Genomic DNA, 19,386 nt, shown 5'->3' with positions numbered 1-19,386 from the left:
GACAGCGCGGGCCGGGCGGGAACGCTTGCCTCCCGATTCGCGGGCTCGACATCATTGACGCACACGTGAACGTGGCTGCAACGGCGCGCGGTTCGGGCGCCGGCCGACGGCTCGAAGGGGCACGCGATGGCACAGGTCGAGGTCGGCGGCGCACCGCCGCAGGACGGCGCCGGGCAGGCCCTGGTCCCGCTGCGGCGCAACTGGCGGTTCCAGGCGCTGTGGGCAGGCTCGGCCGCCTCGATGCTCGGCGCCCGGATGGCCGACACCGCCTACCCGTTGCTGCTGCTGGCCATGACCGGCTCCTCGGCGATGGCCGGCGCCTTCGGCGGTGTGCAGATGACCGCCTCCCTGGTCTTCGGCGTGCACGGCGGCTCGACAGCCGACCGCCACGACCGCCGCACGGTGCTCATCATCGCCGACGGGGTCCGCTGCCTGGTCACCTGCAGCATCCCGGTGGCCCTGTGGCTGCACTGCCTGACCGTCGTGCAGACCCTGCTGGTGGCCGTCGTCATCGGCGCGGCGACCGCCTACACCGGTCCGACCCGGCTGCTGGCGGTGCGCTCGGTGGTGCCCAAGGCGCAGTTGCGGCAGGCGCTGAGCCAGGACGAGGCGCGGGCCAACGGCTCCAGCCTGCTGGGGCCGCCGATCGCCGGGTTCCTGTTCGGCGTGGGGCGTCAGGCGCCGTTCCTGGGCACCGCGTTCGGATCGCTGGTGGCCTTCGCCGCCGCCTGCGTGGTCAGGTTCGACACCGCGGGGGCCGGCGGCGGCCGGCCGCGCGGCAGCGCACTGGAGGGCTTCCGGTACCTGGTGCACAGCCGGGACCTGCGGCCCACCCTCGCGGTGGCCTGCGTGCTGAACCTGTGCAGCACCGCGCTGGTGCTGCCGGTGATCGTGCTGCTGCGCTCGCACGGCACGCATACGGGCGGGATCGGCCTGGCGCTGTCCGGCGAGGCGGTCGGCGGCATCCTCGGCGCCCTGCTCATCGGCCGGCTGCACCGGCTGATGGGCCCGGGCAAGCTGCTGCTGGCCAGCACCTGGATCTGCGTGCCGCTGTTCTTCGCGCCGCTGCTGCCGGGCGGCGCGGTGACCGTCTTCCTCGCCCTGGTCGTCACCATGCTGAGCATGCCCGCGCTGCGCGTCATGGTCGACGTGCTGATCTTCCAGCAGGTCGAGGACGAACTGCGCGGGCGGGTCGTCGCCGCCACCATGATGCTCTTCATGCTCGGCGTGCCGGCCGGGATGTTCGGCAGCGGCCTGCTGCTCGACTGGTTCTCGCCCGGCGCGACCCTGGCGTTCTTCGCCGCGCTGCTGGCCGCCGCCCTGGTGCCGGCCACCTTGTCGCGCCGGCTACGCGGCGCCGTCTGGCCGGCCTGACCGCACCAGGCCCAGCAGGCCGAGTTCGGCGACTTTGAGCCCGGCCTCGAAACGTGAGCTGACGTCCAGCCGCTTCAAGATGCTCGCCACATGCCTGCGGTAGGTGCGTACCGACACATTCATCTGGCGTGCGGCGGTCTCGTCCTTCATACCAGCACATAGTTTGTGCAGGACCTGCGACTGCGTGCAGTCCAGCGACAGCGGCGGGATTTCGGCGTTTTGGTTATGTGTCAAGTCCAACCCCTGCTCCCACAGCAGGAGTTGGAATCGGCGCAGAATGCCGACGACATCGCCGCCGCGCAGCAGCAGCGCCTCGGCCGTTCCGCCGCCCGCCCCGCGCGGCGATCGCAATACCGCCAGTTCCGGCCCGAACGTGATCATCGCGGGCAAGTCGCCGGCCAGGGTGCGGACCCGGGCACCCCGCGCCATCAGGTCGGCGAGCCGGTGGTGGCCGGCCCGGTCCAGCGGTGCGTCGCGGTGCCGCAGCAACTCCAGGAAATGCCCGCCGCCCACCACGTCGCGCCGCACGAAATCGGCCACTTCCTCCGCCGCCGGGGCCGGCAGCCCGGCGAGCGGATCACCGGTGACCCGCAACGTCATCCGGGGGTGTTCCGCGTTCACCGCCACGGTCGCCCGCAATACCCTGGCGATGGCCGGCGGGTCAATGGCGGTGATCAGGCCGGAGGATTGTCTGCGGTACGCGTCGAGCGCGTCGGTGATAATGCTCCGGGCGCTGTTGATTGCCTCTTCCGAAATTGCTTCGCTGTCCGAACCGTATTCAAGTGCCGACGCGGGATGGAAATCCCGGGAGGCGATGTGGGAACCGTCCACTGCCTGCTGCACGAGGACCCTCTCCAGAAACAGCCGAGCCGGGTCCACCAACGCGTCCCGGCGCCCACGGAGGCCCTGACCGTCCTCAAGCCCCCGTGCCGCTTACGGTAGGCAAGGACCGCGCCCGCGTCGAGTGCCGAGTACGACCGACCGGTTCCGGAGAGCCTGGGAAAACGTTTGCTCGGCCGACTTCCTTGATCCAGCGGATACGAGCCTTGCGGGCCGGGATGGGTCCTGGCAGCATCACGGCGACGATGAACACGGGGGCCGGCGGCTGGCGCGGGCATCAGGGAATGGGTCAGGAGCGAACCAGTAATGGTGCTTGAGCCTATGACATTCAATTTCTTAACGACCGGCGAATCCCACCGGTCGCCCACCACCCGCCGCGGCGGCCGGACGGTGGGGGAGTCGCGGTCATGACCAGCGCGAGTTCCGAACCCGTCGTCGGCCTCGCCCTGCCGGTCGCGGGCGCGGCCGACCTGGAGGACGCCGCCGGCGACGAGACCTTGATCTGCGCGGTCGGCGACGCCGTGGAGACCGTCGCGCTCAGCGCCCTGCGCTCCACCGCCACCCCCCGGATCGAGGGCGAGGACCACGGCCACGTCCTCGGCCTGGCCGACTGCGACCTGCCGCTGCCGCCGATCGTCGTGCACCGGCCGACCATGCAGGTCATCGACGGCGTCCACCGGCTGCGGGCCGCCCAGCTCAAGGGCGACACCACCATCGGCGCGCGCTTCTTCGACGGCAGCCCCGCCGACGCCTTCGTGCTCGCCGTCCGGCTCAACTCCGGCCACGGCCTGCCGCTGTCGCGGGCGGCCCGGTCGGCGGCGGCCCGCCGCATCATGATCAGCCACCCGCACTGGTCGGACCGGCGGATCGCGGCGGCCGTGGGACTGTCCGCCAAGACCGTCGGCGGCGTCAGGCGTTCGACGTGGGAAGTTCCGCAGTTGAACACCCGGCTGGGCCGCGACGGGCGCACCCGCCCCCTGGACGCCACCGACGGCCGGCGCCGCGCCGCCGCCGTGGTGACGGCCACGCCCACCGCCTCACTGCGCGCCATCGCCAGAGCGGCCGGCGTCTCGGTGGCCACCGCCCGGGACGTCAGGGAACGCCTGCGGCTCGGCCGCGGACCGCTGCCCGGCGACCACGGACCGGACGGGGTCGTGCCGCCGCCGCAGCCCTGCCGGCCGGCCGCCCCGCTCGCCGAACCGCGGCCGGCCGCCCCGGTGCGGCCCAACCGGGACGCCGAACCGGCCATCCTCGTGCTCCGCAGGGACCCCAGCCTGCGGTTCACCGAGGTCGGCCGGCTCTTCCTGCGGCTGCTGGGCGCCCACCCGATGGGGCCCGAGGTCTGGGACCGGTTCGTGGAGGGCATCCCCGCCCACTGCGCCGACTCCGTCAGCCAGCTCGCCCGCCGCAACGCCGAGGACTGGCTGTACTTCGCCGACGCCATCGACGAGGCCCGCCGCACCGGCGCGGGGGGCGACGGCGACGGCGACGGGCCGGGCAGGAGCTGAACGCGGCCCCGCGGGGCGACCCGCGGGACCGCCGGCACACCCCCCGCCCCGGACCGCCGCGGGGCACGGAAGGCCGCCCGCACCCCGGCGGCCGCGCGCAACCCCACCAACCATCGCGCAGGAAAGCGGAGGCGTCGCCGTGGTCCCGTTGTCGTTCGCACAGCAGCGACTGTGGCTCATCGACCGGCTGGAAGGCCCCAACGCGGTCTACAACATCCCGATGGTCCTGCGGCTGACCGGCCCGCTGGACGCCACCGCGCTGCGCGCCGCGCTCGACGACCTGCTGGAGCGGCACGAGAGCCTGCGCACCGTCTTCCCCGCCACCGACGGCGTACCCCGGCAGGAGATCCTCGAAGGGCCCGCCGCCCGCACCCCGTTCGGCCACCGCCCGCTGCGCGAGGCCGACCTGGCCGCCGAACTCACCGCCTGCGCCCGCCACCCCTTCGACCTGGCCGCCGAACTGCCGGTGCGCGCCGACCTGTTCACCCTGGCGCCCGAGGTGAGCGTGCTGTCGCTGGTCATCCACCACATCGCCAACGACGGCTGGTCGACCGGACCGCTCTTCCGCGACCTGCGCGCCGCCTACACCGCCCGGCTGGCCGGCACCGCCCCCGACTGGGAGCCGCTGCCGGTGCAGTACGCCGACTACGCGCTGTGGCAGCGCGAGGTGCTCGGCGAGGAGGACGACCCGCACAGCGAGCTGTCGCTGCAGTCCGCCTACTGGCGCGACCGGCTCGCCGGCCTGCCCGACCAGCTGGCGCTGCCCTTCGACCGCCCCCGGCCCGCCAGCAGCAGCCACCGCGGCGACGCCGTCGACCTGGAGGTGCCCCGCGCACTGTGGAACGCGGTGGCCGCCGTCGGGCGCGCGGCCGGCGCCAGCTCCTTCATGGTGCTCCAGGCCGCGTTCGCCCTGCTGCTGACCCGGCTCGGCGCCGGCACCGACATCCCGCTCGGCACCGTCACCGCCGGCCGCGGCGACGAGGCGCTGGAAGACCTGGTCGGCTTCTTCGTCAACACCCTCGTGCTGCGCACCGACACCTCCGGCAACCCCGGCTTCCGCACCCTGCTCGACCGGGTCCGGCAGACCGCGCTGGGCGCCTACACCCACCAGGACCTGCCCTTCGAACGCATCGTGGAGATCCTCAACCCGCCGCGCTCGCTGGCCCGCCACCCGGTCTTCCAGGTCATGCTGGTCTTCCACCAGAACGCCGGCGACTCCGACTTCGAACTGCCCGGCCTCACCGTCGACTTCGAACCCGGAACCGGCGGCGCCGCCAAGTTCGACCTCACCTTGACCCTCGCCGAGACCCTCGGGCCCGACGGCGCCCCCGGCGGACTCGTCGGCCACATCCACTACGCCACCGACCTGTTCGAGCGCGCCACCGTCGAACGCATGGGCCGCCAACTGCTGCGGGTGCTGGAGGCCGTCGCCGCCGATCCGTCCGTGCCCCTCGACAGCGTCGCGCTGCTGTCCGGCGACGAGCGCCACCGGCTGCTGGTGGCGTGGAACGGCCAGGACACCGCACCGCCCGGCGGCACCGTGCCGCAGCTGTTCGCCGGCCACGCCGCCGCCACCCCCGGCGCCCCCGCCGTCATCGACGGCGCCAGCGTGCTGACCTACCGGGAACTCGACGAACGCGCCAACCGCCTCGCCCACCTGCTCACCGACCGCGGTGTCGGCCCCGAGACCCTCGTCGCCGTCGCCCTGCCGCGCTGCGCCGACGCGGTCGTCGCCCTGCTCGCCGTCTGGAAGGCCGGCGGCGGCTACGTACCGCTGGACCCCGCCTACCCGGCCGACCGGCTGGCGGTCATGCTCGCCGACGCCCGCCCCCTGCTGCTGCTCACCACCACCGGCGTCACCGTCCCGCCCGGCTGCGGCGTGCCGGACCTGCGGCTCGACAGCCCCCGCACCACCGAAGCGCTCGCCACCGCGCCCGCCACCGCACCGCGGCCGCGCGCCCGGCCCGGCAACCCGGCCTACGTCATCTTCACCTCCGGCTCCACCGGCCGCCCCAAGGGCGTCGTCGTCGCGCACTCCGCGCTGGCCGACTACGTGACCTGGTGCGCGCGCACCTACCCGTCGATCACCGGCACCGCGCTGCTGCACACCTCACTGTCGTTCGACCTGACCGTCACCGGCCTGTGGGGACCGCTGGCCGCCGGAGGCTGCGTCCTGCTCGCCTCGCTGACCGAACGCGACCCCGCCGAGGCGGTCCACCTGTCCGCCCACCCGGTCACCTTCCTCAAGGCCACCCCCAGCCACCTGCCGCTCCTCGCCGAGGCCCCCGCCGCCTACTCACCCAGCGGCGAACTCCTGCTCGGCGGCGAGATCCTCACCGGCGAGGCCCTGCGCCCGTGGCGGACCGCCCACCCCGCCACCGTCGTGCGCAACGTCTACGGCCCCACCGAGATCACCGTCAACTGCGCCGAGTACCGCCTGCTACCCGGAAGCGAACCGCCGCCCGGCATCGTGCCCGTCGGCCGCCCGCAGGCCAACATCCGCCTGTACGTGCTCGACGCCGCGCTCAACCCGGTCCCGCAGGGCGTGGCCGGCGAACTGTACGCGGCCGGCACCGGACTGGCCCGCGGCTACCTCGACCGCCCGGCGGCGACCGCGCAACGCTTCACCGCCTGCCCGTTCGGACCGCCCGGCGCCCGGATGTACCGCACCGGCGACCTCGCGCGGTGGAACGCCGACGCGCAGCTGGAAGTGCTCGGCCGCGCCGACCAGCAGGTCAAGGTACGCGGTTTCCGCATCGAGCCCGGCGAGATCGAGGCCGTCCTGGCCGCCGACCCCCGCGTCGCCCAGGTGGCCGTCGTGGTGCGCGAGGACACCCCCGGCGACCGCCGGCTGGTCGCCTACGCCGTCCCCACCGACCCGGACGCCACCGTGGAGAGCGCCGCGCTGCGCGCGCTGGCCGCCCGCGCGCTGCCCGACTACATGGTGCCGGCCACCGTCGTGACGCTGCCCGCCCTGCCGCTGACCGCCAACGGCAAGCTCGACCGGTCCGCGCTGCCCGCCCCCGGATTCACCGCCGGCCCGCGGCACCGCGCGCCGGCCACCGCCGTCCAGGCGGCGCTGTGCGACCTGTTCGCCCGGGTCCTGGGCCGCGACCGCGACCAGGTCGGCACCGACGACGGCTTCTTCGACCTCGGCGGCCACTCCCTGCTCGCCGCCCGGCTGATCGGCCTGATCGACTCCTCCTTCGGCGCCCGCCTGCGGATGCGCGACCTGTTCGAGACCCCCACCGTCGCCGGCCTCGCCGCCCGCCTGGAGACCGGGGAACGGCCCGCCGACGGCGACGAACCGTTCGGCGCCCTGCTGCCGGTGCGGGCCCGCGGCAGCGGCCGGCCGCTGTTCTGCCTCCACCCCGGCAGCGGCATCGGCTGGTCCTACACCGGCCTGCTGCCCCACCTCGACCCCGAAACCCCGGTCTACGCCCTCCAGTCGCCCGCCCTGTCCCGCGACACCGCCCCGCCCGCCGACCTGCCCGCCCTGGCCCGCGGCTACGCCGAGCGGATCCGCGCCGTCCAGCCGCACGGCCCCTACCAGCTGCTCGGCTGGTCCTTCGGCGGCCTGGCCGCCTACGCCGTCGCCGCCCAGCTGGAGGCCGAGGGCGAGCGCGTCGCCCTGCTGGCCCTGCTGGACGGCTACCCGGTCCTCGACCCGGCCGGCCGGCCCCTGCTGCCGCCCGGCGGCGAACACGACGAGGACTTCGACGCCGACCTGCCCGACTGGGAGGACGACGGCGCGCTGGACTTCCTGCACGAGGCCATCGGCGGCGTCGACGGCCTCGCCCCCGACGAACTGCCCCTGGTCCTGCGGGCGATGACCTACCACCGCGAACTGCGGCACACCTACCGGCCACCGCGCTACCACGGCGACATCCTGTTCTTCACCGCCGCCGCCGACCGCCCGGCCGGCGCGCCCACCGCCGAGGTCTGGACGTCCTTCACCGACGCGACGGTGGACAACGTGCCCGTCGACTGCCGGCACGCCCGGATGCTCGACGCCGAACCCCTCGCCGTCATCGGCAAGACCGTCGGCGAGGCGCTGCGCACCGCCGCCGCCCTCCCCGCCGGAGCCGGCGATGTCCGCTGACCCGGGCGCCGCCGCACCGGGCGCCCCGGCCGCCGGCATGCGCTGGTTCCGCTTCCTGGTGGCCGGCAACGCCGTCTCCTCCTACGGCAGTTACCTCAACATGGTGGCGCTCAACCTGTTCGCCCTCCAGGTGACCGGCAGCGCCCTGCAGACCGGTCTGATCATGGCCGCCCGGCTGGCGGTCGGCTTCTGCACCGGGTTCGTCAGCGGCGGTGTCGTCTCGCGCCACTCCCGCAAGATCGTCATGATGGCCGGCGACAGCTCGCAGGCCCTCGCCCTGGTCGCATTGCTGTGCGCCCCCGGCGGCAGCCGCACGGTGGCGCTGTACACGGTCGCGGTGGTCGCCGGCGCCGGCGGCACCCTGTCGCAGGTGGCACTGCGCAGCGCGGTCCCCGAGATGGTCGGCGCCGCCCTGCGGGTCCGCGCCAACGCGCTGCTCGCCACCGGACGCGCCTTCGCCATGGTGCTGGGCTTCGCCTCGGCCGGCGTCGTGGTCTCCGCCCTCGGCTACCGGGCCGCCTTCGTGCTGGACGCCGTCACCTTCGCGGTGTCGGTCGCCACCATGGCGTGGCTGCCGATCCGCACCCGCCGCGCCGGCCCGCCGCCGCCCGGCGCGCCCGGCGCCGGTCTCGCCGCCCTGCGCAAGGGCCTGGGCGTGCTGCGCCCGACCCCGGTACTGCTGGCGATGATCGCCATCCGGGCCGTCGACGGCTTCGGCTCCGCCTCGCACAACGTCGGCCTGCCGGTGTACTCCACCGCGCTCGACGCCGGCCACCCGGCCGCGTTCGTCAGCCGGTTCTGGGCCACCTGGGCGATCGGCAACATCGTCGTGCAGCGCCTGGTGGTCCGCTGGGCCGCCCGCACCGGACGCGGCATCGGCGAGGCGGCGTTCGCCCTGGGCACCTGCGCGATGTCGGCCGGCTTCATCCTGGTCTTCACCGGCCCGCCGCTGGTACTCGGCGTCGCGTTCGCCCTGCTGGCCGGCATGGCCGACGGGTTCACCGAGAACGCCTACCTCTCGCGCCTGCAGACCGTGCCCGACGACGACCGCGGCTACGTCTTCGGCTGCTCGTCGATGGCGGAGAACCTCGGCTTCGGCTCCGGCACCGTGCTCACCGCGCTGCTGCTGGAGCACCACACCCCGCTGTCGGTCGTCGCCGTCTCGCACGGCACCGCCATCGGCTGCGGCGCCGTCTTCCTCGCCGCCCTCGCCCTGCGCAGGCTGCGCGCCGGCCCCGGCACCCCCGAGCCGGCGGTGCCCGAACCGGCCGCCCCGATGAAGGAAGTGAGCTCATGACAGCCGCCGGCGAACGGGCCATCGCGGTCATCGGCATGTCCTTCCGGTTCCCCGGCGCCGACACCCCCGACGCCTTCTGGCGCGTCATCGAGGGCGGCGTCAACCACGTGCGGCGCTTCACCCGCGACGAACTCGCCCGGGCCGGCGTCCCCGCCGAGCAGTACCTCGACCCCGCGTTCGTCGGCGCCAGCGGCGTCTTCCCCGGCATCACCGACTTCGACGCCGGCTTCTTCGGCATGAGCGGCAACACCGCCCGCGTCACCGATCCGCAGCAGCGGCTGTTCATCGAGACCTGCTACCACGCCCTGGAGGACGGCGGCTACGCCGACACCGCGCCCGGCACCCGCGTCGGCGTCTTCGCCGCCACCGGCTACCACCTGTACTCCATGCGCAACTACCTGGTCAGCAACCTGCTCGCGCACGGCTGGGAGGACTGGGTGGCCGGCGCGCAGATCACCAACGGCAACCACGCCGACTTCATCGCCACCCGCCCCGCCTACCAGATCGGCCTGACCGGCCCGGCCGTCGGCGTGCAGTCCGGCTGCTCCTCGTCGCTGTCCGCCGTCCACCTCGCCGGCCGGTCGCTGCTCGACGGCGAGAGCGACCTCGCGCTGGCCGGCGCCGCCGCGATCCACGTGCCGCAGATCCTCGGCTACGGCTACGTCAAGGGCTCCATCCTGTCGCGCACCGGCGTCTGCCGGGCCTTCGACGCCGCCGCCGACGGCACCGTCGGCGGCAACGGGGTGGCCGCCGTCCTGCTCAAACGGCTGCCCGACGCGCTGCGCGACGGCGACACCGTGCACGCCGTCCTGCTCGGCGCCGGCCTGAACAACGACGGCAACGACCAGGGGCGCAAGACCAGCTTCGCCGCCCCCAGCGCCACCGGCCAGCAGGCCGCCGTCTCCCGGGCACTGGCCGCCGCCGGGGTGGCCGCCGACACCATCGGCTACGTCGAGGCCCACGGCACCGGCACCCTCAAGGGCGACCCCATCGAGTTCGCCGGCCTGACCGCCGCCCACCGCGAATCGACCGACCGCCGCGGCTACTGCGCCATCGGCTCGGTCAAGCCCAACATCGGCCACCTCGACTCCTGCGCCGGGATGGCCGCGCTCATCAAGACCATCCTGGTGCTGCGGCACGGTGTCATCCCGCCGCTGGCCAACTTCACCACCCCCAACCCCCGGCTCGACCTGGAATCCAGCCCGTTCTGGATCCCCACCGGGCCGACCGCCTGGCCGCGCGGCGCCCACCCGCGCCGGGCCGGCGTCACCGCGCTCGGCGTCGGCGGCACCAACGTGCACCTCATCGTCGAGGAGGCACCGCCCGCCCGGCCGCGCCCCGCCGTCCGCCCCCTGCCGCAGCTGCCCCTGCCGGTGTCCGCCCGCAGCGCGGCGGCCCTCGGCGAGGCCGTCCACCGCCACGCCGCCCACCTCGCCGCCCACCCCGGCCTCGCGCCGCAGGACATCGCGCTCACCGCGGGCGCCGGACGGCGGCACTTCCGGCACCGCGCGGTCGTCCTGGGCGCCGACACCACCGGCCTGGCCGCCGCGCTCGCCCGCCCCGCCCGCTTCACCGGCACCGTGCCCGAGCGGCCCGGGACGACCGCCTTCGTCTTCTCCGGCCAGGGCAGCACCTACCCCGGCATGTCCCGGGCCGCCCACGACCGCCACCCGGTCTTCCGCGCGGCGCTCCGCGAGTGCGACGCGACCTACCACGCGCTCACCGGCCGCTCGCTGCTGCCGGACCTCACCGGCCCCGGCGACGACCGCGTCTGGGAGACCGACCTGGCCCAACCAGCCCTGTACGCACACCAGTTGGCGACACTGCGGCTGTGGCGGGAGCTGGGGGTGACGCCCGGCGCTGTCGCCGGGCACAGCGTGGGCGAGCTCGCCGCCCTCACGGCCGCGGGCGCGCTGTCCCCGGCCGACGGCATGCGGCTGGCGGTCGGCCGCGGCGAGGCGATGCGCCGGCTCAGCCCCGAGGGCGGCATGCTCGCGGTCGCGGCCGGCCGGCCGCAGACCGACGCGCTGCTCGCCGCCGTACCCGGGCTGGACCTCGCGGTGGTCAACGGCGAGCACGACCACGTACTGGCCGGACCGCCGGACGCCCTGCGCCGCGCCGCCGCCCTGTGCGACGGGCACGGCACCCGCAGCCACCTGCTCGCGGTCAACCGCGCCTTCCACTCCCGGCTGCTCGCACCGGCGCTGCGGGCCTGGGGCGAACTGGCGGCCACCGTGCCGTTCGCCCCGCTGACCACCGCCTTCGTCAGCGGCCTGGACGGCGTGGTGCGCGAACCCGGCTGGCGCCCCGACGCCGGCCACCTGGTACGGCAGGCGGCCGAACCGGTGCGCTACGACCTCGTCCTGGCCCGGCTCGCCGCGGGCGGCCACACCGCGGTCGTGGAGGCCGGACCCACCGGCACGCTCACCGCCATCGCCCGCCGCGCCGCGCCCGGCGTCCCGGCGGTCGCCACCCAGCGCCGCGGCCGCGAGGAGGCCACCCTCGTCGAGGCGGCCGCCGAAATGTACTGCCGCGGCGCGGACATCGCCTGGTCCGCGCTGCTGGCGGGCACCGGGGCCGGCCGGGTCCCGCTGCCCGGCTACCCGTTCGAGCGCAGGACGTACTGGGTCGGCCCGATGCCGCTCCCGCAGTTCACCGAGCCCGGCCAAGCCCCCGACCGGGACGCGGCCCACGAAAGGACGCACGCCATGCGCCACGAAGACCGCACCGCCGACCGGATCACCCGCACCGTCACCGAGATGACCGTGCGGCACACCGGCTGCGAACCCGCGGACGTCGCCCCGGACCGCCCCTTCGTCGACCTCGGCGCCGACTCCCTCCAGATGATCAACATGCTGCGCGAGGTGGAGAAGGAGTTCGAGGTCAGGGTCTCGATGCGCGAGCTGTTCGAGGAGGCCGGCACGCCCGCACTGCTCGCCGCGCTGGTCGCCGGCCGCGTCACGACCGCCCCCGCCCCCGCGGCCGCCCCGGCCCCGGCGCCGTTCGCCCCGGCATCGTTCGCCCCGGCCCCCGCGCCCGGGTGGGCCCCGCCCGCGCCGCAGCCCCCGGCGTACGCCCAGGCGCCCGCCCCGGCCTACGCCCCGCCGCAGCCGCCGGCTCCCGTCCCGGCCCCCGCCCCGGCGCCGTTCGCCCCCGCCTGGGCCCCGCCGCAGCCGCCGGCCCCGGCGCCCGGGTACGCGCAACTCCCGCCGCAGCCGCCGGTGTACGCCCCCGCGCCGCCGCAGGCCCCGCAGTACACGCCGTACGCTCCCGCCGCGCCGCAGGCCCCGGCCCCGGTGACGGCCGACGCGCCCACGCTGGAGTCGCTGGCGCAGCAGATCCAGGTCCTGGCACAGGTGCAGGCGCAGATGATGAACCAGCTCTCGCACCTGCTCACCACCTTCGCCGCCGCCGGACGCTGACCAGAGAGCGAGACGAACGCCATGAGCACCGTGGACGATCAACTCCAGGAAATGCTGCGGCTGTCGGACCGGATAACCCAGCAGGTCGCCACCGTGACCGGAACCGCCCCGGCCTCCGCGCCCGCCTCGGCCCTCGCCCCCGCCCCCGCACCCGCGCCCGTGACCCCGACCCCGCCCGCGCCCGCCGCGCCCGCGCCCGCCGCGCTCACCGTGCCGCGGGCGCACGGGCCGCGGGTGTCGGTGCCGGTGGACTCCGGGATGGCCGCCTCCTCCGACACCGGCGCCCAACGCGCCCACGTCGACGACCTGGTCGCCCGGTACACCGCCAGGACCCGCACCTCCAAGCAGCTCGCGCAGCGCTTCCGCCCGGTGCTCGCCGACAGCCGCGCGGTCGTCGGGTTCCGCCGGGCCACCAAGGAGATGCAGTACCCGATCGCCGCCCGCCGCGCCGCCGGCTCGTGGCTCGAGGACGTCGACGGCAACGGGTACACCGACATCACCATGGGCTTCGGCATCCTGCTCTTCGGCCACGAGCCGCCGTTCGTGACCGAGGCGGTCAACGAGCACCTGTCGCACGGCATCCGGCTCGGCCCGCGCAACGCCGAGACCGGTGAGGCCGCCGAACTGCTGGCCGAACTGACCGGCATGGAACGGGTCGCCTTCGCCAACTCCGGCACCGAGGCCAACAGCGCGGCGATCCGGCTGGCCCGCAACGCCACCGGCCGCGACAAGATCGTCATGTTCCACAGCGCCTACCACGGGCACGCCGACAACGTCCTCGGCCGCTCCGTGCGGTCCGCCGACGGCCACGTCACCGTCCCGGTCTCCGCCGGCATCCCGGCCGGCGCGGTCGGCGACCTCGTCGTCCTCGACTACGGAACGCCCGAGGCCCTGGCGGCCGTCGACGCGCTCGGCCCGACCCTGGCCGCGGTGCTCGTCGAACCGGTGCAGAGCCGCAATCCCGCCCTGCGGCCCGGTGAGTTCCTGCGCCGGCTGCGGGAGATCACCCGGCGGCACGGCACCGTGCTGTTCTTCGACGAGATGCTCACCGGCTTCCGTCCCCATCTCGGCGGCGCCCAGGCCTACTTCGGGGTCACCGCCGACCTGGCCACCTACGGCAAGGCGCTCGGCGGCGGCTTCCCGATCGGCGCCATCGCCGGCCGCGCCGACATCATGGACGGCATCGACGGCGGCATGTGGCAGTACGGTGACGCCAGTTACCCGCCGCGCGACACCACGTTCTTCGGCGGTACGTACATCCAGCACCCGGTGTCCATGGTGGCCGCGCGCGCCGTCCTGGACCACCTCAAACGCAGCGGCCCCGGGCTCCAGGAACGGCTCAACGCCCGCACCGACGCGTTCGCCGCCGGGCTGAACCGGTTCCTCACCGAGGAGGACTACCCGCTGCGGGTCAACCACTTCGGGTCGATGTTCCGCTTCGAGCACCGGGCGGACATGGAGCTGCTCTACCACCACCTCATGCTCAAGGGCGTCTTCGTCTGGGAGTGGCGCAACTTCTTCCTGTCCACCGCCCACACCGACGACGACCTCGCCCGCGTCACCGACGCCGTCACCGGTTCGCTGCGCGAACTGCGCGCCGCCGGCTTCCTGCGCCCGTCCGCGCGGTCCCGTCCGGCCCGGCCGGCTCCGGAGGCGGTGACACCGGGCACAACCGCACCGGCGACGCCCGCACCGGCCCCGGCGGCCACCGCACCGGCGACGTCCGCACCGGAGGCCACGGCACCGACCGCCCCCGCACCGACCGCCCCGGCACCGCCCGCCCCCGCACCGGCGATGCCCGCACCGGCCCCGGCGGCCACCGCACCGGCGACGTCCGCACCGGAGGCCACGGCACCGACCGCCCCCGCACCGACCGCCCCCGCACCGACCGCCCCGGCACCGACCGCCCCGGCGCGGCCGGTCCCCGTGACGGCCGTCGCGCGGACCGTGCCGGTGTCCGGGTCGCCGGTGCCCGGGCCGGCGGTGCCCGCCACCGGGCGTACCGACTTCAGCGTCTACTTCTTCGGCGACTACCCGCTGGACACCCCCGAGTCCGAGCGGTACCACCTGGTGGTGGAGACGGCGCGGTTCGCCGACCGGCACGGGTTCCACACGCTGTGGATGCCGGAGCGGCACTTCCACTCGTTCGGCGGCATCTCGCCCAACCCGGCGGTGCTGGCCGCCGCGCTGGCCCGGGAGACCGAGCGGATCCGGCTGCACGCCGGGTCGGTCGTCCTGCCGCTGCACGACCCGGTGCGGGTGGCCGAGGAATGGGCCATGGTCGACGCGCTGTCCGGCGGCCGGGCGGGCATCGGGTGCGCCCCGGGCTGGCGGCCGGACGACTTCGTCTTCCACCCCGACCGGTTCGGCCGGCACCGCGAGGTGATGTACGAGCAGCTGGACGAGGTCCGCCGGCTCTGGCGCGGTGAGGCGGTGCGCCGGGCCGCGGGGAGCGGGAAGACCGTCGACGTGCGGCTGTTCCCGCGGCCGGTGCAGGCCGCGCCGCCGATGTTCGCGGCGACCGTCGGCCGGCCGGAGTCGTACCGGCGGGCTGCCCGGCACGACCTCGGCATCGTCACCAACCTGATGACGCAGGACCCGGCCCAGCTCGCGAGCAACATCGCCCTGTACCGCGCCACCCGCCAGGAGGCCGGCCTCGACCCGCGGGCCGGCCGGGTCGTCGTCCTGCTGCACACCTACCTCGCCGCCGACCACGACCGGGCCCGCGGCGAGGCCCTGGCCCCGCTGAGCCGCTACATGCGCTCGTCGCTGTCGATGTTCGGCGACGTGACCAACAGCCTCGGGCTGACCGTCGACCTGGACTCCATGGCCGACGAGGACCTCGACTTCGTCTTCGAGCGCGCCTACGGCCGGTACTGCGACCAGCGGTCCCTGATCGGCACCCCCGAGACCTGCGCCCCGGTCGTCGACGCGCTGCGCGAGGCCGGCGCCGACGAGGTCGCCGCCCTGGTCGACTTCGGCGTCCCCGCGGCCCGGCTGCGCGACAGCATGACCCAGCTCGACCGCCTGCGGCAGCGCTACGCCGCCCCCGAGACCGCACCCCCCGCCCCGGCACCGGCCCCCCGCGAACGCGTCGAGGTCACCACGGGTCGCGACGGTACGGGGGAGAACGGCGCGGGTGAGGGCGGCGCGGAGGAGGACGCCGCGCCGCGGGAGCGTACGACGGAGAACGGCGGGACGGAGAACGGCGGGACGAGTGACCGTACGCCAGGTGACTCGCCGGGCGACCGTGCGGCGGACGACCGGGCGGCGTGGGATCCCGCCGGTGAGCGGGTCGCTCCGCTCACGCCGGGGCAGCAGCGCGTCTGGTTCCACGAACGGCTGCGGCCGGGCAGCGGCGCGTACAACGAGGTCCAGGCGATCCGGCTGGAGGGGCCGCTGGACGTGGCCGCGCTGCGTTCCGCGCTGGACTCGGTGGTGGCACGGCACGGCGCGCTGCGGACCGTCTTCCGCGACGTCGGCGGCGAGCCCGGCCAGGTCGTGCGCCGCACCGCGGTGCCGGACTTCCGGGTGGTGGACTGCACCGGGCTGCTGGAGGAGGACGCGCTGCGCGACGCCGTCGACCTCGAAAGCCGCCGGTCCTTCGACCTCGGGCAGGGGCCGCTGTTCCTGGCCCGGCTGCTGAGGCTGTCGCCGGTCCGGCACGTGCTGGTGATGTCGACCCACCACATCGTCACCGACGCCCGGTCGGCCGGCGTCATCGGCCGGGACCTGTCCGCCTTCTACCGCGCCGCCGTCACCGGCGAGCCCGACGCACTGCCCGCCGTCCCGGCCGACTACGCCGAGCTCGCCACCCGACGCGCCGACGCGCCCCGGCCGGCCCGCGCCGCCGAGGACCTGGCGTACTGGACCGAACGTCTCGGCGGTGACCTGCCCGATGTCACCCTGCCGCCGGACCACCCGCGCCCGGCGGTGCTGAGCTGCGAGGGCCGAGCCGTCTTCGACGCACTCGGCCCCGAACTGACCGCCGCCGTCTCCGCGTTGAGCCGCCGGCACGGCACGACGCTGTACACCGCGCTGCTGGCCGGGCTCGCCGCCACGCTGCACCGGTTCACCGGCGCCGAGGACCTGGTGATCGGCACGCCGGTCTCCGACCGCCCGGCCGGTACCGAGGACGTCGTCGGGTTCTTCCTCAACACCCTCGCGCTGCGCTTCGACCTGTCCGGCGACCCGGCGTTCAGCGAACTGCTGGGCCGGGTACGGTCGGTGACCCTCGACGCCTACGACCACGCCGCGGTGCCGTTCGAGGAGGTGGTGCCCACGCTGAGGCTGCGCCGGTCCGCCGACCGCAGCCCGGTCTTCCAGGTGCTGGCCGAGTTCGAGACCTCGCCGGCCGCCCCGCTCGACCTGCCCGGCGTCACCGCCGAACCGCTGGACGCCGCCGCCCACAAGGCCCTGGTCGACCTCACCGTCTACCTCACCCTGCGGGCCGGCGACGTCGGGGTGCACGTCGACTACAACACCGACCTGTACGACCCCGCGACGATCGACGCCTTCCTCGCCGCCTACCGCGAGGTGCTCACCGCCGCCACCGCCGACCCGGCCGTCCCGCTGTCCCGGCACGCCGCCACCCGGTGGCGGACCCCGCTGGCCGAGGCGGCGGCCGAACCGGCGGCCGAACCGGCGTCCCTTGACGAGGCGTTCACCCTGCGGGCCGCCGCCGACCCGGAGGCCGTCGCCGTCGTGGCCGCCGACGGTACGCAGGTGACGTACCGTCAAGTGGCCGACCGCGCGGCCCGGTTGGCGTCCGTCCTGCGGTCCCGCGGTGCCGGCCCCGGCCAGGTGGTCGCGCTCCGGCTGCCGCGCTCCCCGGAACTCGTCACCGCCATGGTCGCCACCCTGCGCACCGGTGCCGCCTACCTGCCCCTGGACCCGGTCGACTCCCGGCAGCGGCTGCACGCGGTCCTGCGGGAGAGCGGCGCCGCGATCCTGGTCGCCGCCGACCCCGCCGGCCCGGCCGACCCCACCCATGCCGACCCCGCCCATCCGGCCGTCACCGCCGGTACCGCCGACATCGGGGCCGTCCCCGCCGGCACGGTCGTGCTCGGTCCCGACGGCTCCCCGGCGCCGCGCGACACCCCGCCGCCCGCCGCCGTGCCCGCCGGCGACACCTCGGCCCGCCGCCCGGCCCGGCCCGGCGACCCCGCCTTCGTCATCTACACCTCCGGTTCGACCGGCCGGCCCAAGGGCGTGGCGCTGACGCACGGTTCGATGCTCGACCTGTGCCAGTGGCAGCGCACCCGCTTCGGCTTCACCCCGGCCGACCGCGTCGCGATGGTGTGCAGCCAGAGCTTCGACGCCGCCGCGCTGGAGGTGTGGTCCGCGCTGACCACCGGCGCCTCGCTCGCCGTGGTCCCCCCGCCGGTACGCCAGGACCTGTCGGCGCTGGCCCGCTGGTACGCCGACGCCGGCGTCACCTTCTCCCTGCTGCCGACCGCGATGGGCACCGAGTTCCTCGCCCTCCCGGTCGACCGGCAGCCGCCGCTGCGGGCCCTGCTGCTCGGCGGCGACACACTGCGCCGCCGGCCCCGGCCCGGGACGCCGTACGAGGTCGTCAACATCTACGGGCCGACCGAGACCACCGTCCTGGCCACCGTCCGCACGGTCCCGCCCGGCGACCCGGCCGACCGCACGCCGCAGCCGGTCGGCTCCGCGATCGACGGCGTGACGCCGCACGTCCTGGACGACCGGCTGCGCCCGGTGCCGCCCGGCGAACCCGGCGAGCTGTACCTCGGCGGGACCGGCGTGGCGCTGGGGTACCTCGGCCGGCCCGGCCTGACCGCGGAACGCTTCCTGCCCGATCCGGCCGGCGGCGGCGCCCGCCTGTACCGCACCGGCGACCGGGTCCGCCAACTGCCGGACGGCGAGCTGGAGTTCATCGGCCGCGCCGACGACCAGGTGAAGATCCGCGGCTTCCGCGTCGAACCCGGCGAGGTCACCCACGCCCTGCTGTCCCTGCCCGGCGTACGCGACGCCGCCGTCCTGGGCCGCCGCGACGCGGACGGCGACGCACGGCTCGTGGCCTACCTGGTCCCGGCCGAGCCGCCGGACGCGGACATGGAAACGGACGCGATCCCGCGCGCCGTGGCGGGCGCCGGTGCGGTGGGCGCCGCAGCGGCAGGGGGCCGGATGGCGAACGCCGAAGCGACGCGTGCCCGCCTGGCGGACGCCGCCGTGGCAGGCGTCCGGATCGCGAACGCCGAAGCGGTGGACGCCGCAGTGGCGGGCGCCGAAGCGACCGCTGCCCCCGACCCGCTCGACCCGCCGCAGCGCCGACGACCGCACGGTGCCCCCCGCACCCCCGCGCCGCACGACCGGGACGCCTTCGTGAGCGGAGTGCGCGGACGCCTGGCCGCCCTCGTGCCCGACTACCTGGTGCCCGCCGCCTGGGTGGTGCTGGACCGCCTGCCGCTCGGCGTCAACGGCAAGCTGGACCGCGCCGCGCTGCCCGACCCGGCGGTCAGGGCCCCGGCGCCGGCCACGGCCCCCACCTCGTCCGCGGCCCGGACCGCGGCCTCGGCCACGAACACGCCCGCGACCACGGTCCCAACCGCGCCATCGGCCACGAACACGCCCTCGTCCGCGACCCCGGCCCCGGACACCGCCCCCGCCCTCGCCCGGGACCTCGCGGTCACCGAGGCGGCGGTGCGCGAGCTGTGGGCCGCCGAGCTGAGGACCGACCCGGCCGCCGTGCGGACCGACTCCTCGTTCTTCGAGCTCGGCGGCCACTCGATCACCGCGATGCGGCTGATGACCCGGGTGCGCGACACCTTCGGCCACGACTACCCGATGCTCGACTTCTTCCTGGAGCCCACCCCGGGC

At 75.5% G+C, this 19,386-nt stretch carries 6 protein-coding genes and 1 pseudogene; 6 read left to right on the top strand and 1 reads right to left on the bottom strand.

Annotated elements, in window-relative coordinates; all coding sequences use genetic code 11:
- Positions 1 to 126: 126 nt before the first annotated feature.
- A complete protein-coding gene (locus POF43_RS27115) occupies positions 127 to 1,374 on the top strand; it encodes an MFS transporter (RefSeq protein WP_271315507.1) in 1,248 nt (415 codons plus the stop codon).
- Here POF43_RS27115 and POF43_RS35015 read toward each other — a convergent pair.
- Positions 1,348 to 2,217 carry a helix-turn-helix transcriptional regulator gene (locus POF43_RS35015; protein ID WP_271315508.1) on the bottom strand — a complete coding sequence of 290 codons (870 nt, stop codon included), beginning with the start codon at positions 2,215 to 2,217 and terminating at the stop codon, positions 1,348 to 1,350. The genes POF43_RS27115 and POF43_RS35015 overlap by 27 nt on opposite strands.
- Positions 2,218 to 2,621: 404 nt before the next feature.
- Between POF43_RS35015 and POF43_RS27105 the strand changes: the two genes are divergently transcribed.
- The 5 genes and pseudogenes from POF43_RS27105 to POF43_RS27085 form a co-directional block, all read left to right on the top strand.
- The gene (locus POF43_RS27105; RefSeq protein WP_271315509.1) at positions 2,622 to 3,722 is read left to right on the top strand and encodes a ParB/RepB/Spo0J family partition protein; all 1,101 of its coding nucleotides are present in this window, start codon (positions 2,622 to 2,624) and stop codon (positions 3,720 to 3,722) included.
- 142 nt (positions 3,723 to 3,864) lie between these two features.
- A pseudogene (locus tag POF43_RS27100) lies at positions 3,865 to 7,824 on the top strand (non-ribosomal peptide synthetase); the annotation flags it as partial.
- Entirely contained in the window at positions 7,814 to 9,121 is a 1,308-nt protein-coding gene (locus POF43_RS27095; protein ID WP_271323291.1) for an MFS transporter, read from the top strand. The pseudogene POF43_RS27100 and the gene POF43_RS27095, both read left to right, overlap by 11 nt.
- Positions 9,118 to 12,543 (top strand): type I polyketide synthase, encoded by a 3,426-nt coding sequence (locus POF43_RS27090; protein WP_282704801.1) that lies wholly within the window; start codon positions 9,118 to 9,120, stop codon positions 12,541 to 12,543. The genes POF43_RS27095 and POF43_RS27090 overlap by 4 nt, the downstream gene beginning before the upstream one ends.
- A gap of 21 nt (positions 12,544 to 12,564) precedes the next feature.
- Positions 12,565 to 19,386: non-ribosomal peptide synthetase (locus tag POF43_RS27085; protein ID WP_282704800.1), on the top strand; the 6,822-nt coding region annotated here is incomplete at its 3' end.

The organism is Streptantibioticus silvisoli (genome assembly GCF_027947535.2).
GTDB classification, from domain to species: domain Bacteria; phylum Actinomycetota; class Actinomycetes; order Streptomycetales; family Streptomycetaceae; genus Streptantibioticus_C; species Streptantibioticus_C silvisoli.
The sequence above is the reverse complement of the archived record's forward strand: the minus strand, read 5'-3'. Positions and strand labels throughout refer to the sequence as shown.